This is a genomic window from Streptomyces sp. Q6, assembly GCF_036967205.1.
In the GTDB taxonomy this organism is placed as follows: Bacteria; Actinomycetota; Actinomycetes; order Streptomycetales; family Streptomycetaceae; genus Streptomyces; species Streptomyces citrinus.
Genome location: NZ_CP146022.1, coordinates 8,196,622 through 8,217,639, shown reverse-complemented (window position 1 = coordinate 8,217,639; position 21,018 = coordinate 8,196,622). Strand labels below are relative to the sequence as shown.

Annotated in this window: 21 protein-coding genes and 1 pseudogene; 14 read left to right on the top strand and 8 right to left on the bottom strand. The window is 72.6% G+C overall.

Going from position 1 to position 21,018, the window contains the following annotated elements; all coding sequences use genetic code 11:
• A complete protein-coding gene (locus V2W30_RS37745) occupies positions 1-972 on the bottom strand; it encodes a DMT family transporter (protein WP_338703104.1) in 972 nt (323 codons plus the stop codon).
• 97 nt (positions 973-1,069) lie between these two features.
• Here V2W30_RS37745 and V2W30_RS37740 point away from each other — a divergent pair, with 97 nt between their 5' ends.
• The 4 genes from V2W30_RS37740 (at position 1,070) to V2W30_RS37725 (ending at position 4,923) form a co-directional block, all read left to right on the top strand.
• The gene (locus tag V2W30_RS37740; RefSeq protein WP_338703103.1) at positions 1,070-1,687 is read left to right on the top strand and encodes a TetR/AcrR family transcriptional regulator; all 618 of its coding nucleotides are present in this window, start codon (positions 1,070-1,072) and stop codon (positions 1,685-1,687) included.
• Positions 1,684-2,166 (top strand): protein-tyrosine phosphatase family protein, encoded by a 483-nt coding sequence (locus V2W30_RS37735; protein WP_338703102.1) that lies wholly within the window; start codon positions 1,684-1,686, stop codon positions 2,164-2,166. Before V2W30_RS37740 ends, V2W30_RS37735 begins: the two co-directional genes overlap by 4 nt.
• Before the next feature lie 134 nt (positions 2,167-2,300).
• Positions 2,301-4,229 (top strand): tetracycline resistance ribosomal protection protein Otr(A), encoded by a 1,929-nt coding sequence (gene otr(A), locus V2W30_RS37730; protein WP_338703101.1) that lies wholly within the window; start codon positions 2,301-2,303, stop codon positions 4,227-4,229.
• 49 nt (positions 4,230-4,278) lie between these two features.
• Complete coding sequence (locus V2W30_RS37725) at positions 4,279-4,923, top strand: DUF4230 domain-containing protein (RefSeq protein ID WP_338703100.1); 645 nt, start codon at positions 4,279-4,281, stop codon at positions 4,921-4,923.
• Here V2W30_RS37725 and V2W30_RS37720 read toward each other — a convergent pair.
• Together V2W30_RS37720 and V2W30_RS37715 are read right to left on the bottom strand one after the other, a co-directional pair.
• Entirely contained in the window at positions 4,911-5,309 is a 399-nt protein-coding gene (locus V2W30_RS37720) for a hypothetical protein (RefSeq protein WP_338703099.1), read from the bottom strand. The genes V2W30_RS37725 and V2W30_RS37720 overlap by 13 nt on opposite strands.
• A gap of 76 nt (positions 5,310-5,385) precedes the next feature.
• Positions 5,386-6,231 (bottom strand): putative protein N(5)-glutamine methyltransferase, encoded by an 846-nt coding sequence (locus V2W30_RS37715; protein WP_338703098.1) that lies wholly within the window; start codon positions 6,229-6,231, stop codon positions 5,386-5,388.
• 282 nt (positions 6,232-6,513) lie between these two features.
• Here V2W30_RS37715 and V2W30_RS37710 point away from each other — a divergent pair, with 282 nt between their 5' ends.
• Entirely contained in the window at positions 6,514-6,921 is a 408-nt protein-coding gene (locus V2W30_RS37710) for a nuclear transport factor 2 family protein (RefSeq protein WP_338703097.1), read from the top strand.
• Here V2W30_RS37710 and V2W30_RS37705 read toward each other — a convergent pair.
• The 3 genes from V2W30_RS37705 to V2W30_RS37695 all read right to left on the bottom strand — a co-directional run bounded on the left by V2W30_RS37705 (position 6,918) and on the right by V2W30_RS37695 (position 9,457).
• Positions 6,918-8,336, bottom strand: coding sequence for an MFS transporter (locus V2W30_RS37705; protein WP_425244642.1), 1,419 nt, complete (start codon positions 8,334-8,336; stop codon positions 6,918-6,920). The two genes, V2W30_RS37710 and V2W30_RS37705, sit on opposite strands and share 4 nt — an antisense overlap.
• Complete coding sequence (locus V2W30_RS37700; protein ID WP_338703096.1) at positions 8,333-8,788, bottom strand: MarR family winged helix-turn-helix transcriptional regulator; 456 nt, start codon at positions 8,786-8,788, stop codon at positions 8,333-8,335. The genes V2W30_RS37705 and V2W30_RS37700 overlap by 4 nt, the downstream gene beginning before the upstream one ends.
• A 69-nt stretch (positions 8,789-8,857) precedes the next feature.
• A complete protein-coding gene (locus tag V2W30_RS37695; protein ID WP_338703095.1) occupies positions 8,858-9,457 on the bottom strand; it encodes a TetR/AcrR family transcriptional regulator in 600 nt (199 codons plus the stop codon).
• Positions 9,458-9,579: 122 nt separating this feature from the next.
• On the opposite strand from V2W30_RS37695, the gene V2W30_RS37690 reads away from it, so the two are divergent.
• Complete coding sequence (locus tag V2W30_RS37690) at positions 9,580-11,037, top strand: cytochrome P450 (protein WP_338703094.1); 1,458 nt, start codon at positions 9,580-9,582, stop codon at positions 11,035-11,037.
• 128 nt (positions 11,038-11,165) lie between these two features.
• Here V2W30_RS37690 and V2W30_RS37685 read toward each other — a convergent pair whose 3' ends face one another.
• Complete coding sequence (locus V2W30_RS37685) at positions 11,166-11,882, bottom strand: TioE family transcriptional regulator (protein WP_338703093.1); 717 nt, start codon at positions 11,880-11,882, stop codon at positions 11,166-11,168.
• 69 nt (positions 11,883-11,951) lie between these two features.
• Between V2W30_RS37685 and V2W30_RS37680 the strand changes: the two genes are divergently transcribed.
• The gene (locus V2W30_RS37680) at positions 11,952-13,163 is read left to right on the top strand and encodes an erythromycin esterase family protein (protein ID WP_338703092.1); all 1,212 of its coding nucleotides are present in this window, start codon (positions 11,952-11,954) and stop codon (positions 13,161-13,163) included.
• On the opposite strand, the gene V2W30_RS37675 is transcribed toward V2W30_RS37680, so the two are convergent.
• Positions 13,160-13,903 carry an MgtC/SapB family protein gene (locus tag V2W30_RS37675; protein WP_338703091.1) on the bottom strand — a complete coding sequence of 248 codons (744 nt, stop codon included), beginning with the start codon at positions 13,901-13,903 and terminating at the stop codon, positions 13,160-13,162. The two genes, V2W30_RS37680 and V2W30_RS37675, sit on opposite strands and share 4 nt — an antisense overlap.
• 191 nt (positions 13,904-14,094) lie before the next feature.
• Between V2W30_RS37675 and V2W30_RS37670 the strand changes: the two genes are divergently transcribed.
• From V2W30_RS37670 to V2W30_RS37640, 7 genes and pseudogenes are all read left to right on the top strand, one after another.
• Positions 14,095-14,298: a hypothetical protein gene (locus V2W30_RS37670; RefSeq protein WP_338703090.1), complete on the top strand. Its 204-nt coding sequence runs from the start codon at positions 14,095-14,097 to the stop codon at positions 14,296-14,298.
• Positions 14,299-14,384: 86 nt separating this feature from the next.
• On the top strand, positions 14,385-15,647 hold the full coding sequence (locus V2W30_RS37665) for a cytochrome P450 (RefSeq protein WP_338703089.1): 1,263 nt from the start codon (positions 14,385-14,387) through the stop codon (positions 15,645-15,647).
• Between the two features lie 10 nt (positions 15,648-15,657).
• Entirely contained in the window at positions 15,658-16,461 is an 804-nt protein-coding gene (locus V2W30_RS37660; protein WP_338703088.1) for an arylamine N-acetyltransferase family protein, read from the top strand.
• An 87-nt stretch (positions 16,462-16,548) separates the two neighbouring features.
• Positions 16,549-17,678, top strand: a pseudogene (locus V2W30_RS37655) (substrate-binding domain-containing protein).
• Positions 17,679-17,781: 103 nt separating this feature from the next.
• Complete coding sequence (locus V2W30_RS37650) at positions 17,782-19,134, top strand: sugar ABC transporter substrate-binding protein (RefSeq protein WP_338703087.1); 1,353 nt, start codon at positions 17,782-17,784, stop codon at positions 19,132-19,134.
• A 31-nt stretch (positions 19,135-19,165) separates the two neighbouring features.
• Entirely contained in the window at positions 19,166-20,152 is a 987-nt protein-coding gene (locus V2W30_RS37645) for a sugar ABC transporter permease (protein WP_338703086.1), read from the top strand.
• On the top strand, positions 20,149-21,012 hold the full coding sequence (locus V2W30_RS37640) for a carbohydrate ABC transporter permease (RefSeq protein ID WP_338703085.1): 864 nt from the start codon (positions 20,149-20,151) through the stop codon (positions 21,010-21,012). Before V2W30_RS37645 ends, V2W30_RS37640 begins: the two co-directional genes overlap by 4 nt.
• Positions 21,013-21,018: the final 6 nt, after the last annotated feature.

Sequence of the window (21,018 nt, the reverse complement as noted above, 5' to 3'; positions counted from 1 at the left end):
TCAGGACGGCGGACCGGACGCACGACGAGACACAGGAGCGGACAGAGAGGACGCAGTGGCAGGATCGGCGTCGAGCGGCGGCGGCTCGGAGACCGAGCTCCCGGGCCGTCGCCGCTGGGCCGCGCCACGCCGCACGACCACGACGGCCGCGAGCCCCAGGGCGAGTCCGAGCACGGTGCGCACCCCGAAGGGCTCGCCGAACATGAGCGCGCCCCAGACCGCCGTGACCGGCGCCATCAGGAACATCAGGGTGTTGACCTGCGTGATCCCGCTGCGCCGCAGCACGATCCAGTACAGGCCGTAGCCGCCGAAGGTCGACAGGCCCACCAGCCAGGCCACCGCGAGCCAGAACGACGGCGTCGCGGGTGGCATCGCCTCGCCCGCGACGACGGCGAGTCCGGTGAACACGACGGCGCTCGTCGCGCAGTGCACGGTCAGCGCGGTGAGCGGTGGGACGCGGGTGGGCGAGCGGCTCTCGACGAAGGTGGCGGCGACCAGCGACAGCATCCCGAGGAACGGGATCAGGTACGCCCACGCGGCCACGCCCGTGACGGCGGCCGCGTCGGCGGTGGTGACGACGGCGACCCCGGCCACGCCCAGGCACAGGCCGAGCCACTGCCGGGCGGTGACGTACTGCCGCAGCAACGGTCCCGCGAGAACGCCCGCGACGAGAGGCTGGGTGCCGTCGATCAGGGCGGTGGTGCCGCTGGCGACGCCGAGCTGGATCGCGTAGTAGACGGTCAGCAGATAGCCGCTCTGCGACAGGGCTCCGACGGCGATCTGCCGCCCGAGGGCCCGCACCGGCAGATCGCGCAGGCCGCGGCGGCCCGCCACGGCCAGGAGCACGACGGCGAGCGGCAGGAACCGCCACATCAGGGTGGTCACCGCGGAGGCGTCGCCGGCTCCGAGCTTGGCCCCGATGAACCCGGAGCTCCAGGTCAGCACGAAGCCGAGGGACAGAAGGACATTCATGGCGTGACACCGCCTCCCCACCCGCAGGTCCACAGCCCGACAGGTATACAGATCGGTTTACATGACACGACTATACAGATCGGTTTACTCTGGGGGCATGCGTACGACGACGAAGCCCTCGACCCCGGTCGATCCGGAGCGTCCCGACCTGACTCCCGCCGCGCGCCGGGTCCTGGAGACCGCGTCGCGACTGTTCTACGAGCGCGGCATCCACGCGGTCGGGGTGGATCTGATCGCGTCCGAGGCGGGCGTCACGAAGAAGACGCTCTACGACCGGTTCGGCTCGAAGGAGCAGATCGTCGTCGACTACCTGGCGACCCGCGACGCCCGCTGGCGCGCCTACCTGGCCGAGCGGCTCGAATCCACCGACCTCTCCCCCGTCGAGCGGGTATTGACGGTGTTCGACGCGTCCGGGACGTGGATGGCAGCCCACAGCGGCAAGGGGTGCAGCATGGTCAACGCGCATGCCGAGATCAGCGATCCGGCACACCCCGCCTACGCGGTGATCGTGGGCCAGAAGCAGTGGATGCTGGACCTGTTCGTCCGGCTCGCGCGGGACGTGTCGCCGGACACCGCACGGGAGACGGGGCGTTCGCTGATGCTGCTGCACGAGGGCGCGCTGGTCTCGGACGGCCTGGACGTGTTCCCCGACGCGTTCGGGCGCGCGCGCCGCCTCGCCGCGTTCCTGCTGTCGGCGGCGCGGGAGAGCCGATGACCTGGGACACGGACGCGCCGGGCGTCCTGCGACTGCCGTCCGGGCGGCTCGTCCGGGGACGCGGGCTGCGCAGTCCACTGCCGCCGGGACCGCTCCCCTCCTACGGGATCTATCTCCTCGGCGCTCAACCCCCGCCCATGGACTGGGAGTTCACCTGGCTGCGCTGGCCCGACTTCCGCCTCCCCGCCGACACCGACGAGGCCCGCCGCGTCCTGGGCGACGCCTGGCGACGGTGCGCGGACGAGCGGGTCGAGGTGGCGTGCGGCGGCGGGAAGGGCAGGACCGGGACGGCTCTCGCGTGCCTCGCGGTCCTCGACGGCGTCCCGCCCGGCGAAGCCGTCGCGTACGTGCGCGCCCACTACGACCGCCGCGCCGTGGAGACCCCGTGGCAGAAGCGGTACGTCCGCCGTTTCGCGCCGCCGTCCGGACGGGTGCCCCGGGCGGACGCGCCGGAGGCTCCGGACGCGCCGGATAAATGAGTTGCGCGCGTACGTGACCTGCTGCGCACCATGGGCGGGCATGTTTTCGCCAGTTCAGGAGACCCGAATGCGCCGATTCCTCGAAGCAGTTCAGCGACCCCGCCGGACCATCGTTTTCGAGGACTCGACCTTCCATGCAGATCCCGCAGGTACGCACGACCCTGAACATCGGCATTCTCGCCCACGTCGACGCCGGTAAGACCAGCCTCACCGAGCGGCTCCTGTTCGACACGGGCGCCATCGACCGGCTCGGCAGCGTCGACGGCGGCGACACCCGCACCGACACCGGCGCCATCGAGCGGCAGCGCGGCATCACGATCCGCTCGGCCGTCGCCGCGTTCACCGTGGGCGACACCCGGATCAACCTGATCGACACCCCGGGGCACTCCGACTTCATCGCCGAGGTCGAGCGGGCCCTGGACGTGCTCGACGGGGCCGTGCTGCTCGTCTCCGCGGTGGAGGGCGTGCAGGCGCAGACGCGCGTGCTGCTCAAGACGCTGCGCCGGCTCGGCGTGCCCACGCTGGTGTTCGTCAACAAGATCGACCGGGCGGGTGCGCGCGTGGGCCCGCTCCTGGACGAGATCCGCCGACGTCTCACCCCGCACGTGGTGCCGCTGGCGGACGTACGGGACGCGGGGACGCCGCGCGCCTCTGTCACGCCTCTCCCGATCGACGATCCCGCCGTACGCGAGCGGGTGGCACGCGACCTCGCCGAGGTCGACGACACGATCCTCGCCGCGCTGGTCGACGGGGAACTGCCGGACGCCGCCACCGTGCGCGAGGCGCTGGCGGCACGCATCGGCGACGGGGTGCTGCACCCCGTCCTGTTCGGCTCGGCGCTCGGCGGCCAAGGCGTCGCCCACCTCATCACCACAGTACGGAAGTTCATCCCTGCTGCGGCGAAGCCCGAACCCTCCTCCTCGGCCGGTCCGATCGGCACCGTCTTCGCGGTACGCCGGGGCCCGGCCGGCGAACGGATCGGCTTTCTGCGCCTGTACGACGGTGAGGTGCGGCCCCGGCAGAAGGTGACCTTCCTCCGGCGGGACCCGGACGACGGCGCCGCGGTCCCGGTGACCGGGCGGGTCACCGGCGTCGAGGTCGTCGGCACGCGCGGCGAGGTCGCGCGGGCCGGGCAGATCGCCGAGGTGCGCGGAGTGGCGGGCATCCGGGTCGGCGACCGGCTCGGTGCACTCCGGGACGGGCGGGCCCGGTTCGCGCCGCCGACGCTGGAGACGGTGGCGCGTGCCGTGCGCCCCGGGCAGGGTGCCGCGCTGCGGGCCGCCCTGCTCGAACTCGCCGACCAGGACCCGCTCATCCACGCGCGCCCCGGGCCGGCCGGCAGCACGGCGCTGCTGCTGTACGGCGAGGTCCAAAAGGAGGTCCTGACCGCCACGCTCGCCCAGGAGTTCGGCATCCAGGCGGAGTTCGGGCCGAGCCGGGTCCGCTGCGTGGAGCGGCCCGTCGGGACCGGTGCGGCACTGGAGGAGATGGGCCCGCACAGCGTCACCGGGCTGCCGGCGACGGTCGGCCTGCGCGTCGAGCCCGGCCCGCCCGGTTCCGGGCGCGTGTTCACGTACGAGACCGAACGGGGCGCGCTCCCGCGGGCGTTCCATCAGGCCATCGAGGACACCGTGCTCGACACGCTGGCCGGCGGCGGTCCGGACGGCTGGCCGGTGACGGACTGTCAGGTGACCCTGGTCCGCTCGGGATTCTGCGCCCCGGTCAGTGTCGCGGGCGACTTCCGTACGGTGACCGCGCTCGTGACCCGTAGGGCGGTGGAGGGGGCCGGGACGCGGGTCTTCGAGCCGGTGCACTCCTTCGAGGTGGAGGTGCCGCTGGACGCGCTCGCTCCGGTGACCGCCCGACTGGCTTCACTGGGCGCCGAGTTCGGCGGGACGACGGGCGGCGGCACGTCCTGGCTGATCACCGGCGAACTGACGGCACGCAGGGTGCGCGCGATGGAACTGGCCCTGCCGGGGCTCACGCGTGGCGAGGGGGTGTGGTGGTCGCGTGTGTCGGGCGACCGGCCGCTCGGGCCGTCAGGATCCGCGCCGCAGGCGTGATCAGCGCCCGTGGTGGGGACTCGGGTTCCGAGCGAAGGAGGTTCCCCTCATGAACCGGAGGGCTCTGCTACTGCCCCGCTGGGCCAAGGCCGTGGGCGTCGTCGTCGTGGTCCTCGTGCTGGTCTTCACCGGTCTGCGCCTGCTGAACCGGCTGGACGGCGTGTTCGGCACGGAGACGCACGACCGATCGGGACCCACACTCCTGAAGTCCGTGCGGGACCTGAGCCGTTACGACGCCGCGTCCGGGAACTTCCAGGTCGTCGTCGACCTGGAGAAGGACACGAAGTACCTGCCGGACGCGGTCCGCGGGACGCGGACGCTGTACATCGGGGCCGGGACGGTCGACGCGTACGTGGACCTCGGCAAGGTCGACCCCGGTGATGTCAAGGTGAACGGCGACCGCACGAAGGCGACGCTGAAGCTGCCGCACGCGCAGCTCGGCAAGCCCGCCCTCGACACGGACCGGTCGTACGCGGTCTCCAAGCAGCGCGGCCTCCTGGACCGCCTCGGCGACCTGTTCTCCGACAACCCGAACGACGAGCGCGCCGTGCGCAAGCTCGCCGCCCGGCACATCGGGGAAGCGGCTCACGACAGCGACCTGACCGGGCGCGCGGAGCGCAACACGACGGACATGCTGCGCGGGCTGCTGCGCTCGCTCGGCTTCAAGGAGGTGCGCGTGTCCTACGCGGGGTGACCCGACGCCGAGGTCAGGCGCAGGTGCTGCACCTGTTCCTGGTCGCCGGAGGTCGTCGAGACCTCCTCCACGCGGAAGGCCGCGTCGAGGGTGGCGCGCAGGCGTGTCAGCGCCTGCGGGCCGCCCTGGAGGTCGGCCGTCACCGCGGCCGTCAGGGGTGTGGGGGCGGGCCGGGCCGCTTCCCCTGTGGCCTCCGCGACCTGCACGGTCGCCGGCCAGACGGTCGCCGCCGGGTCGGGGCGCTCTCCCCCGTCGCGATCCGTGGGGTAGGCCGTTCCCAGGACGTCGAAGACGGACGCGGCGTCGTCGGGTGTGCAATTGCTCAGCTCCACGCCCACCGCGGTGGCGCCGTAGCCGTGGACGGGGGTGCTGTCCGTAGGGCTCATGACGGGTCCTCCTCAAGATCGTGCCGGTATCCGGCGACGACCGGGTACCGGCCCCTCAGGAGTCGAAACACCCGGGTCAGAGCCCTGTGCGCAGACCCCTCTCAGCGCGCGGGCGGCGGGCGACGACGATGGTGGCGTACAGCTCGTCGTCCTCGACCACGCGCCCGTCCAGCCCGGCGGCGCGGACCGCCGCGACCGCGTCGGCCGCCTGGTGCTCGCCGGTCTCCACGAACAGCAGGCCGCCGGGTGCGAGCCACTCGGGCGCGCCCGCGGCGACGCGGCGCAGGACGTCGAGGCCGTCGGCGCCGCCGTCGAGGGCCATCAGCCGCTCGTGGTCGCGGGCCTCGGACGGCAGCAGGGCGACGTCGCCGCTGGGGACGTAGGGGCCGTTGGCGATCAGGATGTCGACGTGGCCCTTGAGGTGGGCGGGCAGCGGGGCGTACAGGTCGCCCTCGTGGACCTGGCCGCCGAGCGGGCCGATGGTGCGGCGGGCGCAGGCGACCGCGGCCGGGTCGAGGTCCGCCGCGTGCAACTGGGCGGGGCGCCGCGCGGCGAGGACGGCGGCGACCGCGCCCGTGCCGCAGCACAGGTCGACGACGACGGCGTCCGGCGGAGTCACGGCAAGGGCCTGCCGGGCGAGGAACTCGGTGCGCCGGCGCGGCACGAAGACGCCGGGGTCGACGGTGATCCGCAGTCCGCAGAACTCGGCCCATCCGACGACGTGTTCGAGCGGCTGTCCGGCGGCGCGGCGCTCCACCAGGGCGGCGAGCTCGGCGGTGTCGCGGGCGGTGGTGAGGAGGACGCGGGCCTCGTCCTCGGCGAAGACGCAGCCGGCGGCGCGCAGCGCGGCCACGACCGGCTCGGGGTCGACGGGGAGCGGCGCCGACGATCCGGTGGAACGGGGCGACGGGGAAAGCGACATGGGTGAGATGTGACCTCTCGGGACGCCGATCGGGCTCCCGGCCGACGGACGGCCGCCGTCCCGCTCAGACCGAGCGGACGAACCGTACGACAGGAGAAGGGACTTCCCGACCTGACAGGGCGGTGACTTGCACAGCGGTGATCGGACTCGCCTCCTCGTTCCCTCGTGGTGCCGTTCGGGCCCGGTCACCTTATCCCACGGGCCTCTCGGTGCCGAGAGCCGAACCGGCCCCGCGCGTCGCCGAGGTAGCCTCTGCTGCAACCGGCGGACAGGGGCGGGCAGATGGAGACGGCCGAGGCCGCGCGACGGTTCGTCGCTGTGTGGCAGGCGGGTTGGGCCCGCCATGACGTCGAGGCGCTGGTGGCCCTGTACGCCGCGGACTGCGTGCACCGGTCGATGCCGTTCCGCGAGCCGCACCGGGGGCGGGCCGCGCTCGCCGCGTACCTGCGGTGGTCGTTCGAGGACGAGGTGCCCCTCGACGTGCGGTTCGGGCCGCCGGTGGTGGGCTCCGACGGGGTCGCGGTCGCCGAGTTCCGGGTGCTCGCCGAGGAGGGCGGGCACGCCTCGACGCTGGCCGGGTGCGTGTTCGTACGCTTCGACGCCGACGGGCTCGCGGTGGAGACACGGGACTACTGGCACACCGCGGACGGCCATCAGGAGCCGCAGGGCGGGCTGTTCCTGGAGCCCTAGCGGGCGGTGCGGCGCAGCGCCCGGTCCGTCACGGTGAGCACGACCAGCAGGACGCCGAGGACGGCGGAGGCGCCCGCCATCAGGTGCAGGCCCGCGTCGTCGGCGCGCTGCCCGTAGGCGAGGGCGATCAGGCTCGACGCGGTGATGGCGCCTATGTACTGGGCGGTGCGCTGGAGCCCCGCGGCGGCGCCGATGTCGGCGGCGGGGGCGTACTCCTGGACGGCGGCCTGGTTGCTGGTGCCGATGAGGCCCTGCGGGATGCCGAAGCAGGCACCGGCGAGCAGCAGCACGGCGAGGGGCGTGTCGTCGGAGACGAAGGCCAGGACGCCCGCGCCGATCGAGAGCAGCACGCAGGCGACGGTCAGCGGGGCGCGGATGCCCTTCGTGCGGGCACCGAGCAGCGAGCAGACGAGGGCGGCCACGGACATGGGCAGCATCAGCAGTCCCGTGTGCCCGGAGGAGTAGCCCCGGGCCTCCTCCAGCCATTGCGTGTAGCCGTACATGACGCAGTAGATGAGCAGGTAGCTCAGTCCGTGGCGGAGGTAGGTGCGGGCCAGCGGGCCGTTCCCGGCGAGCATCCGGACGTCGATGAACGGGGTCCCGCACCGCAGTTGCCACCAGACCAGGACGCCCGTGAGCAGGGCGAACGGCGCGAGGAGCCACCACAGGGGGTGGGCGAGGTCGAGGAGGAAGAAGACCAGGAAGGTCAGGGCCGTGGCGAAGAGGCCGATGCCGAGGGGGTCGAGGGAGAGCTTCGGGGCCGGTGCGGCGCTCGTCCCGCGCGGCGGATCGGCGGGGATCCAAACCAGGGCGCAGACGAACGCGACGACGGACACGGGGACGTTGACCGCGAAGATGCCGCGCCAGCCGACGAAGGTGACGAGCAGGCCGCCGAGCGTCGGTCCGATCGCGGCGCTGCCGAGCGCGGCGAAGGAGAGCCGAGCCATGACGGGGCGCGGTGGGCGGCGGCCCACGCGGCGACCCTCGTCGCGCAGGACGGCCATCGCGGCCGGGTAGGCGGCGGAGGTGCCGACGCCGAGCAGCAGCCGGGACACGATGAGCCAGCCGAAGGACGGGGCGAACGCTCCGACCAGGCCGGAGGCGCACACCACGACGAGGCCCGCGAGGAAGACGCGGCGCGGGCCCAGCGCGTCGGCGAGCTTGCCGAGGACGGGCTGGGCGACGGCGCTGGCGAGATAGAGGACGGAGATCAGCCAGGCCGTGTCGGCGGCGCCGATCCCGAAGTGGTGCCCGATCGCCACCAGGGCGGTGGAGATCATCGTGGTGTTGAGCGGGTTGAGCACGGAGCCGAGCAGGAGCGGGGCCGTCAGCCGGGCGCCGAAGCCGGTGTCCGTCGCTGGGGCGGTCGCGGCGGGAACGGCCGCGGTCGCTGTGTCGCCCGCGTCACCGCTCACTTCCGCACCAGGCGTTCCAGGAGCGCGGTCGCCTCGGCGAGCGTGCGGCGCTCGGCCGGGTCGAGTTCCGCGTCGAGGGCCTGGGTGAGCCAGCCGTGCTTGGCGGCGCGGACCGCGTCCAGGGTGGCTCGGCCGCTGTCGGTGATCGCCACGACGGACTGCCGCCCGTCGTTCGGGTCCGGGGAGCGGGTCACGAAGCCCTGCTCCTCCAGCGCGCCGAGCGTGAGCCGCATGGACTGCGGGCGGACGTACTCGGAGCGGGCGAGGGCGGCCGTGGTCGAGGGCCCTTCCATGCCGAGCCGGGCCAGGACGGTGCGCTGCGTCGGCGTGAGGAGGCTGTCCGGCGACGCGGTGCGCAGCCGGCGCGAGAGACGTCCGACGACGGTGGCGAGGTCGGCGGCGATCCGCTCGGTGGGCGGCTCGGCGGCCGCTGGTCCCTGCGTTCCTGACATGCCCCCAGAGTAGGAGTTCGACAGGAAGCCTTGCAAGTTTTCCTTACGATCTCACGGCGGGTGCGCGATTCAGGCGTCGAGCGCCCCGAGCAGGGCCCGCGCGCACAGGTCCCGCACCTGGGCGCGGCTCAGCTCCGGCGCGTCGAGCCAGTCCAGGCATACGGCGACGAGGAAGGCGAGCCAGCCGCGCACCGCGAGCCGCAGCGCCGCGGGCTCCGGGAGGCGGTCCGCCATCCGCGGATCGGCGGCGAGCGCGGCCAGGATCTGCTCCTCGTGCGCGGCGAGGCCCTCCCGGTAGACGGTGCGTACGGCCGGGTCGCCCGCGGATTCGGCGCGGTGGAAGGCACGGAAGCCCTGCGCGTGCGTGGCGACGTACTCCAGGAAGGTGTCGAGGCCCGCGCCGAGCTGCTCCCGCACGGGGACGCCGGGCACGGCGGCGGTCAGCCGCAGCATCCGGGCGCTCTCCCGCTGGACGACGGCCGCGAAGAAGTCCCGCTTGGTCGGGAAGTAGTGGTAGAGCAGGCCGCGCGAGACGCCGGCGATCTCGGCGACCTGCTCGATCCAGACGTCACCGTACGGATCCTCGGCGAACAACTTGGCGCCCACGGACAGGAGTTGCTCCCGCCGCTCCTGCGTGCTCAGCCTGCGCCGCGTCCGCTCGCCACTCATGCGAGCACCTTACTTGACGTGAGTTCAATAGCGGGATCACACTGAGGCGCATTATTGAATCCACGTCCAACAAGGCTCCGGAACGGCCCCAACAGGGCCACGGCGCAAGGGAGATGGGCACGATGGCGCAGGTGACGCAGTCGGCGGCGAGCGCGCTGCCCCGGGGCTTTCGCAGCGCCGAGCAGGGCTGGCCGCGCCTGGACCGGATACCGCATCCGCCGCGCCGCGTGCCGCTGATCGGCGACGTGGTGGGCACCCATGTACGCACGCCGATCCAGGACTCGATGCGGATCGCCGCCGGCCTCGGGCCGATCTTCCGGCGCCGGGCGTTCGGCAAGGAGATCGTGTTCGTCGGGGGCGCCGAGCTGGCCGCCGAGCTCGCGGACGAGTCCCGGTTCGCCAAGCATGTCGGCCTGGGGGTCGCGAACCTGCGCCCGGTGGCGGGCGACGGCCTGTTCACGGCGTACAACCACGAGCCCAACTGGCAGCTGGCGCACGACGTTCTGGCGCCGGGCTTCGGCCGGGAGGCGATGGCGGGCTACCACCCGCTGATGCTGGACGTGGCCGGACAGCTGACCGGCGCGTGGGACGCGAGCGCGGCGGCGGGACGGGCCGTGGACGTGCCCGGGGACATGACGAAGCTGACGCTGGAGACGATCGCGCGGACCGGGTTCGGGCACGACTTCGGGTCGTTCGAGCGGGACTTCGCCACCGAGGGGCCGCATCCGTTCGTGACGGCGATGGTCGGCGCCCTGACGTACGCGCAGCGCCTGAACGTGGTGCCGCCGCTCCTGTCCTCGGTGCTGCTGCGCGGCGCGCAGCGGCGCAACGCCGCGGATCGCGCGTTCCTGAACCGTACGGTCGACGAGGTCGTCGCCGCCCGGCGTGCGGCGGGCGGCGGCCCGGGTGATCTGCTCGACCGGATGCTGGAGGTCGCGCACCCGGAGACGGGCGAGCGGCTGACGCCGGAGAACATCCGGCGTCAGGTGATCACGTTCCTGGTGGCGGGGCACGAGACGACGTCGGGGGCGCTGTCGTTCGCGCTGCACTACCTCGCGCAGGACCCGGCGGTGCTCGCCCAGGCCCGCGAGGAGGTCGACCGGGTCTGGGCCGGGGTGGAGGTGCCCGCGTACGAGCAGGTGGCCAAGTTGCGTTACCTGCGGCGGGTCCTTGACGAGTCGCTGCGGCTGTGGCCGACGGCTCCGGCGTTCGCGCGGGAGGCGGTCGCCGACACGACGCTGGGCGGGGTGCATCCGATGCGGCGGGGCGCGTGGGCGCTGGTCCTGACATCGGTGCTGCACCGCGACCGGGCCGTGTGGGGCGAGGACCCCGAGTCCTTCGACCCGGACCGTTTCGCGCCGCAGGCGGTGCGGGGCCGCCCGGCCCATGTGTTCAAGCCGTTCGGCACGGGCGCGCGCGCCTGCATAGGCCGGCAGTTCGCCCTGCACGAGGCCACGCTGGTGCTCGGACTGCTGGTGCGCCGCTACGACATCGCCCCGGAGCCCGACTACCGCCTGAAGGTCACGGAGCGGCTGACGTTGATGCCGCACGGGTTGCGTCTGCGGCTGACGCGGAGGTGATCCGTCGGGCCCGGCGGCCGGCCTCGTACCCTTGCGGGGGCGGCTGGCACCCACACAGAGGGGACGCGGCGCTGTGGCGGTCCTGGCACGGTGCAGGCTGAGACCCGTTCTCCGCGCGCAGCGCATCGTCACTCCCGCGCGCGCAGGTACGCCTCCAGTTCCGCCGCCCCGCCGAGCATCGCCCGTCCGCGCGCGGACAGCCGCCGGTGCCAGTCGCGCAGGGCGCCCTCCAGGGGTTCGAGGCCGCCGGCCGTCCGTACCTGGTCCAGCAGGGGCCCGATCTGCTCCAACGGGTGGCCGCCGCGCCGGAGTTGACGGACCAGGCGGGCGTCCCGCACGTCGGCCGGATCGTAGACGCGGTATCCGGTGTCCGGGTCGCGGCGCGGGCGCAGCAGGCCGGCGCCCTCCCATTTGCGCAGCGTCGCGGGCCGGATGCCGAGCCGGTGCGCGAGGGGTCCGATGAACGTGACGCCGTCGGGTTCCGGCGCATCCGCGGGTTCCAGGTCGCGCAGCGCGCGCTCCACGGCCTGAAGCGTGCGCCGGTCGTCGAGGAGCTGGACATGGCTCTCGTCGACGAGGCGCAGCGCCTCGTCGGTGGCGCCCTCGTTCACCGCCCGCATGATCGCGGTCGCCGTCCGGTGTCCGTGGCCGGGCGCCAGGGCGAGGAACGTGCGCAGGGCCCGCGCGTGCAGCGGCGTGTAGGCGCGGTAGCCATGGGCGGACCGGGTGGCCGCGGGGAGGATGCCGGCCTCTTCGTAGTTCCTGACCGCCTGCGTGGACAGACCGTGCCCGCGCGCCAGATCGATCGGCCTCAGCCGCTCCCCCGTTTGAAGGTTCTCGCCCATGTGGCCAAGGATAGAGGGAGGTCAGTTCGCGAAAGTTTCCAGCGAAGGTTCAACGATAGCGTTAAAGGCATGGCTATCGACCTCAAGGAGACCGTCCGTCCCGCCGACGGCACCGCCGTCCTGGACCTGTTCGACGAGCGGCCGCGGCTGCTCGCCCTGGGCGAGCCCACGCACCGCGAGGAGACACTCCTCGACCTGCGCAACGACCTGTTCCGGTACCTCGTCGAGCAGGAGGGGTACCGCACGATCGCGCTCGAGAGCGACTGCCTGAAGGGGCTGCTCGTGGACGAGTACGTCACCTCGGGCGCGGGTGACCTCGACGAGGTCGTGCGCGAGGGCATCAGTCACGAGTGGGGCGACCTGGCGGGCAACCGTGAACTGGTGCGCTGGATGCGCGCGTACAACACGGACCGGCCCGCGTCCGAGCAGGTCGGGTTCGCCGGGTTCGACGGCCCGCTGGAGATCACGGCGGCCGCGAGTCCTCGACAGGCGCTGACCGCGCTCCACGGATACCTCGCGACGCACGTCGACGCGGACCTGCTTCCCTGCACGCGCGACACCCTCGACGACCTGCTCGGCGCCGACGACCGGTGGACCGAGCCCGCCGCGATGACGGACCCGGCCCGCTCCTTCGGCCGGTCCCCCGAGGCCACCCGGCTGCGGCTGCTCGCCGACGACCTGGCGGAGCTCCTCGACGAGCAGGAGCCGTACCTGCTCGCGGCGACGTCGCGGCCGGCCTGGGACCGGGCGACCCTCTCCGCGCGCACCGCGACCGGCCTGCTGCGCTACCACCACTGGATGGCCGACACGACGTCAGCCCGCCTGCCGCGCCTCCTCGGCGTACGGGACCGGATGATGGCCCACAACCTCCTCGCTCTCGCGCGGCGCGGGCCGACACTCGTGTACGCGCACAACTCCCACCTCCAGCGCGAGAAGAGCGCGATGCGGATGGGCGGGGACCCCCTGGAGTGGTGGAGCGCGGGAGCGCTGGCGCACGCCCGGCTCGGACGGGAGTACGCGTTCGTCGCCACCGCCCTCGGCACGATCCGCCACCAGGGCGTGGACATCCCCCCGGCGGACACCCTCGAAGGACTCCTGTACGCGCTCCCCGAGGACCCCTGCGTCGTCGATGCCCGACGGCTGTCGAGCATCCTCGGAGACACGCGTCCCGCGCAGCGCGTCTCCCCCTGGTTCGGTTACGCGCCGTTCGACCCGGCGCACCTGTCGGACAGTGACGGCCTCGTGTTCGTCCGGGACCTGCGCGACACGTCCGCGGGCTAGTCGTCCGCGGACGCCACCATCGACGCCACATCCAGTACGCCGTCCGACTCGGCCAGTACGGCGACGAGTTCGGGCACGTCGGCCATGCCCTCGATCTCCATGCCGACGGCCATCGTGCCGGGTCTGCCGGGCTCCGCCTCCCCGTCCGTCCGGTCGGTGCGCACCTCGACGACGCGGGAGCCTCGGCCGGTGCACTCCTCCAGGACGCGGGTCAGGACGCTGCTGCCGACGCGGTAGGCGAGATGGAGCCCCGAGCGCCGTTCGACGGTCAGGGCCGGGCCGCGGCGGGTCGGCCAGGGGTAGCCGCGCACGACGAGGAAAGGGCAGGCGGTCGCGGCGAACGCCAGGAGCGGAAGGCCGCCGCCGCAGGCCATTCCTATGGCGCAGGTCAGCCAGACGGTGGCGGCGGTGGTCAGGCCGCGGACGGCGTCCCTGCGGACGAAGATGAGGCCGCCGCCGATGAACCCGATGCCGGAGACGATCTGCGCGGCGACGCGCGACGGGGCGAACGAGACGCCGTCCAGACCGAGTACGGAGGTGAAGCTGTGCTGCGAGACCTCCCTGAACAGGGCGCTGCCGACCCCGACCAGGGTGTGCGTGCGCAGTCCCTCGCTCTTCTGCCGGACCGCGCGCTCCGCGCCGATCAGGGTGGACAGGACCAGGGCGAGACCCAACTCGGCCAGTCGCCCGGCGCCTTGGCCCGCCGCGGGGTCGAACAGCGGTCCTGCGAGCGACGACACGGGTGATCACTCCTCTCGCCTCACGACGCGACTGGCGTCGCACGGCGTTTCCGGGGAGGGGAATTGTCAGACCCGTACGCAAGAGTGGAGGCATGAACGGGACCAGGAACACCAGGCAGTACGGACCGCATGGACCTCAGGGAGCGCACGGAGCGCACGGAGCGCATGGGCCGCAGAATCGGAGTCGCGAGGTGGCGGCGGCGCAGGCGTGCCTGCGCCTGCTGCACACGGCGCGTGCCGCGCTCTCCGGCAGCGAGCCACCCGGCACCGCGACGGTGCTCGCCGTGCCGCTCGCGGAGGCCGACGAGGCGCTGCGCCGGGCGGGACTCGCGGGCAACGAGGGGTGGCTGCTGGAGCGGATCTACGACCTGGGCCTGGAGCCGGAATCGCCCTAGGATCCAAGAGCGCTTCACGCGGGGGGAGTTGGCGGGTCGACCGGGAGTTCCCCCGTGCCCGTGCCCCGACCTGTCAGGAGTCCGCGTTGACGTCGTCCCCCGAAGTACCCGCCGCCGAGGTGCCGTACCGCATCGACCCGGCGGGCGGCTGTCCGCACGCGGTGAACGCGCGGCTGAGGGAGCGCGGCTCCGTCGCGCCCGTCGTGCTGCCCGGTGACGTGCCGGGCATGCTCGTCCTCGGGCACGACACGCTCAAGGAGTTCCTGGCGCACCCCGATGTCGCCAAGGACGCCCGGCACTTCACGGCGCTCACCGAGGGCCGGATACCGGACGGCTGGCCGCTGCGGACGTTCGCGACGGTGCGCGGGATGACGACGGCCGACGGCGACGACCACCGGCGGCTGCGGTCGCTGGTCGGCCGCGCGTTCACGGTGCGCCGCGTCGAGGCGCTGCGGCGGCGCGTCGAGCAGCTCACGGACGAGCTGCTCGACGGTGTCGCCGAGGAGGCGGCGGCCCAGGGCGTGGTGGAGCTGCGCAAGCGGTTCGCGCTGCCGTTGCCGATGCGGGTGATCTGTGAACTCTTCGGGGTGGACGAGGAGTTCAGGGCCCGGCTGCACCATCTGTCGAGCCAGGTCGTGTCCACCCGGACGCGGCCCGAGGACGCGGTCGCCGCCAACCGGGAGATGGTGGCGGTGCTCGCGCAGGTGGCCGCCGCGCGGGAGCGGGAGCCGGGCGACGATCTGACCAGCGCGCTGCTCGCCGCACGGGAGGCGGACGGGGACCGGCTCGCGCAGGAGGAGTTGATCGGCACGCTCATCCTGTTCGTCATCGCCGGTCACGAGACGACGCTGAACCTGATCACGAACGCGGTGCGGGCCCTGTGCGCGCACCGCGACCAACTCGCGCTGGTGCGCGCGGGCCGGGCGTCCTGGTCGGACGTGGTGGAGGAGACGCTGCGCTGGGACAGCCCGGTGAGCTACTTCCCGTTCCGCTACCCGACGCGCGATCTGACGGTGGACGGCACGCTGATACCGAAGGGCACACCGGTGCTCGCCGGCTACTCGGGGGCGGGCCGCGACACGGCGGCGCACGGCCCGGACGCCGACCGGTTCGACGTGCTGCGGCCCGCGCGGCGGCCGCATCTGTCCCTCGGGCACGGCGCGCACTACTGCCTGGGCGCGCCGCTGGCCCGCCTGGAGGCGACCGTCGCCCTGGAGCGCCTGTTCACCCGCTTCCCGGACCTCGCTCTCGCCGTCCCGGACGAGGAGCTGCCCGCGCACGCCGGGTTCGTCGGCAACAGCGTGCGGGAGCTGCCGGTGCGGCCGGGGCCCGACGCGGGGCATCGGTGACACTGGGCGCATGAACCACGAACCGCTGGACCGGCCCCGTACCGACGCCTACCTGACCCGGATCGGCGCGGCGCGACCGGCCGCGCCGACCGGCGCGGCGCTGCGCGCCCTGCATCTCGCGCATCTGCGGACCGTTCCGTTCGAGAACCTGTCGGTCCATCTGGGCGAGGAGGTACCGCTCGACACCGACGCCCTCGTCGCGAAGCTCGTGGACCGGCGGCGCGGTGGCTTCTGCTACGAACTCAACGGAGCGTTCGCCGCGCTGCTCGGCGCTCTCGGGTACGAGGTGACGCTGATGCAGGCGCGGGTCGCCGGCAAGGACGGCCGGTTCGGGATCCCGTACGACCATCTGGCGTTGCGGGTCCGTGCCGAGGACGGCTCGTCGTGGCTGGCCGACATCGGGTTCGGCACGCACACCCACTTCCCGCTGGCGTACGAGGAGCGGGGCGAGCAGCGGGACCCGGGCGGTGTCTTCCGCATCGAGGACGCCGCCGACGGGGATCTGCTGGTGCTGCGCGACGGCGATCCGCAGTACCTGCTCGACCCGCGCCCGCGCGCGCTGCGGGACTTCGAGGCGGGGGCCTGGTACCACCGCACCTCGCCCGCCTCGCACTTCACACAGTCCCTGGTCTGTTCATTGCTCACGGAGGACGGCCGGGTGACCCTGAGCGGTCATACGCTCACGACGACGACCGGCACGGACCGCGCGCGGACCGAGCTGCCCACCGACGCCGCCGTCCTCGCCGCCTACGACCAGCACTTCGGCATCGTGCTCGACCGGATTCCGGCCGAACCGAATACCGCCGAGGGCTGACCCCGCGCGGCACCCCCTGGTTATGCTGCCGCCGAAGCGTTCAGTGAAGCGCTCAAACGAACAGCGGGTTGTGAGGGGGCCAACAGCATGCGCGAACCGGTCGATCTCAGGCGGCAGCGGATCCTCGCCGTCGTGCAGTCGCGCGGGGCGACCCGGGTCAGCGACCTGGCCGCGGAGCTCGCGGTGTCGGTGGTGACCCTCCGGCGCGACGTGGAGGAACTCGCCCGCGAGGGCAGGCTGCGGCGCGGCCACGGAGTGGCCCGTCCGGTGCTCGGCGAGACGGAGCAGGCGGCGGCGCCCCCGAGCCGACGGCGGACGGCGGGCCTGTCGCCGTCGTCGTGCCGGAGCGCCACGCGTATTTGTACGAGGCGCTGCACGGTGCGCGCAGCGCGTTCGAGGAGGCCGGGATCCGGATCGCGCTGCACATCGCGCCGGCTGCTCCGGGGGCCGAACAGCCCCTGGTGGAGCGGGCGTTGGCCGAGGGGGCGCGGGGTCTGCTGATCGCGCCGCGCTGGCGCAGCCGGGCGACGGAGGAGGCCGACTACACCTGGCTGTCTCGCCTGACGGTCCCGACGGTCGTGATGGAGCGCAGGCCGCGGCGCGGCAGCGCGCTGCACGCCGTGGACACGGTCTGCACGGACCACTGGTACGGCGTCCATCTGGCGGTCGAGCACCTCACGGGACTCGGGCACCGGCGCATCGTGCTCGCCGCGCGCGACGACAGCCCGACGGCGCGCGCTGTGCGCTCCGCGTTCCGGGAGATCGCGGCGGACCACCCGGACATCGACAGGTGGGCGGTGGCCCTGAGCGCACCGACCGCGGTGCCCGACCCGGCGGCGGCCGACGACTGCGCACCCGTCGAACTGCGCGCCCTGCTCGGCGAGTTGGGCGCGACCGCCGCCGTCCTGCACGGCGACGTGGACGCGCTGATGCTGGTGCAGGCGCTGCGCGACAGCGGTCTTCGGGTGCCGGAGGACTGCTCGGCCGTGGCGTACGACGACGTGGTCGCGGGGCTCGGCAGCACGCCGCTGACCGCCGTGTCCCCGCCGAAGGCGGAGGTCGGCCGGGCGGCGGCGGAGCTGTTGCTGCGCCGGCTCACGGACCCGGCAGCGGCGGCCTCGCCGGTGCGACGCGTCGAACTGCTCCCGTCGCTCCAGGTGCGCGGCTCGACGCAGCCCCCGCCCGGAGCCGTCGAGCCAACACCTGCACCAGAGTGAGCGTTTGACCGTTTCATTTTCTTCTGATCGATCTATTGACCAGGTCCGCTCAGCCGATCAGTATTCCCGTGACTCGAACACGCAGGAGCCGCGGGAGGCGCCCATGCCTGGTCGACAGAGCCGTCGATCCCTGCTCGCCGCGATCACCGCGCTGCCGCTGACGGGCGCCCTGAGCGCCTGCACCGGAGACGACAGCGCGTCGCATCGCTCGGCGAGCACCAGCACGTCCGGTACCAAAGGCACCACCACCATCACCTTCTGGTCCGCTCTGCGCGGCAGCCAGGAAGTGGTGGACGCGTTCAACAAGACCCACGACCACATCCAGGTCGCCTTCGAACAGATACCGTCCGGCACCCAGGGCGGCTATCTCAAGCTGAGCAACGCGGCGCGGGCGGGCAACGCCCCCGACGTCGCGACCATCGAGTACCCCCAGCTGCCGGGATTCGCCATCGACGGCGTCGCCCGCGACATCACCTCGATGATCAGCGACGACCTCCGGTCCAAGCTGCTGCCGCAGTCGCTGGGCCTCACGACGTTCGAGAACCGCACGTTCAGCGTGCCGCTCGACGTCGAACCGATGGTGATGCACTACCGCAAGGACCTCTTCGACCGGTTCGGCTTCGACGTCCCCACGACGTGGGACGAGTTCGCCGAACTGGCCCGCAAGGTGCCGCGCACCGGCGGGGGCCGCAGGCTCACGCTCTTCCCCACCGACAGCTTCACGCAGTTCGCCGCCTGGTCCTGGCAGGCGGGCGCCCAGTGGTTCGACACGTCGAAGGGCGCGTGGAACGTGTCCCTGGCGGACGCGCCCACCCGCAAGGTCGCCGCGTACTGGCAGCGCCTCATCGACGAGGACCTGGTCTTCGTGAACTCCGCCAGCAGCCGGCTCGCCGACGCGCAGATCGGCAACGGCCTGGTCCTGACCCGGCTCAGCGGCGCGTGGGACGCGGGCGCGCAGATGAACGCCCGCCCCGAGCAGAAGAACACGTGGCGCATCGCCCCGCTCCCCCAGTGGGATCCGGCACGCCCCGCGCTCGGCACGCACGGCGGTTCGACGTTCGCCGTGACGAAGGACAGCCGCCACCCCGAGGCCGCCATGGAGTTCATCGAGTGGCAGGTCTCGCACCCGGACGCGCTCAAGGCCCGCCTCTCCAGCGGCGCGAGCAGCCAGTACCCGGCCGCCACCGGGCTGATCCCCGTGGGCCGCAAGGCGTTCGACGCGTCGTACTACGGCGGCCAGGACATCTACACCCTCTTCGAGGAAGAGGCCCGCAAGATCAGCGACGGCTGGACCTGGGGACCGCGCATGACCGCCACCGGCAACGTCATGCAGGACGCCTTCGCCCGCGCCGGCAGCGGATCGGGCACGGTCCTGTCCTCCGTACGGGCCGCGCAGGACGGCACGATGCCCGACCTCAAGGCGCTCGGCCTCGCCACCACCCAGCGCTCCACGTGAACGCCCGCACCCCGAAAGGCAGGTGACCCCCATGACCGCGACGACAGCTCACGCCCCGACGGCGCCGCCCGCTGCGCAGCCGGCCGTCGACCCCGCACACGGCAAGGCGTACAAGGCGGCCGCGCGCCGCCGCACCGGCGCTGCGGGCGTCCTCATGGCGCCGTTCCTCGTCCTTCTCACGCTCGTCTTCCTGATCCCGGTCGGGACGGCGGTGTGGCTGAGCTTCTTCAGCGACGACCAGCCGGGACTCGGTTTCGGCGCGGAGCGCACGGTGTTCGTGGGCCTGCGCTCGTACGGCGCCGTCCTGACCGACCCGACGTTCCTGTCCGGCCTCGGGACGGTCGCCCTCTACTGCGTGATCTACATCCCGCTGATGGTGATCGGCTCCCTGGCGCTCGCGCTGCTGCTCGACTCGGGTGTCGTACGGCTGCGCTCCTGGGCCCAGTTGGGCCTGTTCCTGCCGCACGCGGTGCCCGGCATCATCGCCGCGCTGATCTGGCTGTACCTGTACACGCCGGGCATCAGCCCCGTCATCGAGATCCTCGGCAAGGCCGACATCACCGTCGACTTCCTCGGCCTGCACACCACGCTGCCGTCGATCGTGAACATCGCCCTGTGGTCGAACCTCGGCTACAACATGGTCGTGTTCTACGCGGCCCTCCAGGCGGTCCCCCGCGAGGTGCTCGAGGCGGCGGTCGTCGACGGCGCGGGCCCGGTGCGCACGGCACTCCAGGTGAAGGCCCCACTGGTGCGCTCCTCGATCGTCATGGTCGCGATGTTCACGCTGATCTGGGCGCTGCAACTGTTCACCGAACCGATGCTGCTCCACCAGTCGTCGCAAATGATCAACACCCGGTTCTCGCCGAGCATGTACATCTACGACGCGGCCTTCAGCCGCAACAACTACTCGCTCGCGGCAGCCGCCTCGGTGATCCTCCTGATCATCACGATCGCCGTCTCGTACGGCGTCACCCGCTGGACCAACCGCGTCGCCCCGGCCGAGGAGAACGCCCGATGAGCACCACGGACAGCCGGCTCCTGCGCCCTCGCCTGCTCGGCCGGGCGACCGTCAACGTCGTCGTCACGATCTCCGTCCTGTACACGCTGCTGCCGGTCCTGTGGCTGGCCCTGGCCGCGACGAAGTCCCGTGACGCCCTGTTCAGCAGCAGCATCCTGTCGTTCAGCGACTTCTCCCTGGTGCAGAACGTCAAGGACCTGTTCGCGATGGACGGCGGGCTGTACGGACGCTGGTACGGCAACAGCCTCCTGTACGCGGTCCTGGGCGCGGCGCTCGGCGCGCTGATCAGCGTCGCCGCCGGGTACGCCTTCGACAAGTACGCCTTCCGGCACAAGGAGAAGCTGTTCGGCCTGGTGCTCGCGGCGGTCATGGTGCCGCAGACGGTGCTCGCGCTGCCGCTGTACCTGCTGGCGTCGCAGACCGGCGTCGTGAACACGTTCTGGTCCGTGTTCATCCCGGTCCTGTTCAACCCGTTCGGGGTGTACCTGGGCCGGATCTTCGCCCAGGGGTACGTACCGAACGAGGTCCTGGAGGCTGCGCGCGTCGACGGGGCCGGCGAGCTCGCGACGTACTTCAAGGTCGCGCTCCGCATGCTCGGCCCCGGCCTCGTCACGGTGTTCCTGTTCCAGCTGACGACGATCTGGAACAACTTCTTCCTGCCGATGGTGATGCTGTCCAACCAGAAGCTGTATCCGGTCAGCCTGGGCCTGTACCAGTGGAACAGCCAGGCGTCCGTCTCTCCCGAGTACTACCCGGTGGTGATCATGGGTTCGCTTCTCGCGGTCCTTCCCCTCATTCTCGCGTTCGTCCTCCTCCAGCGGTTCTGGCGGTCGGGCCTGACGGCGGGGGCGGTCAAGTGACCCTCC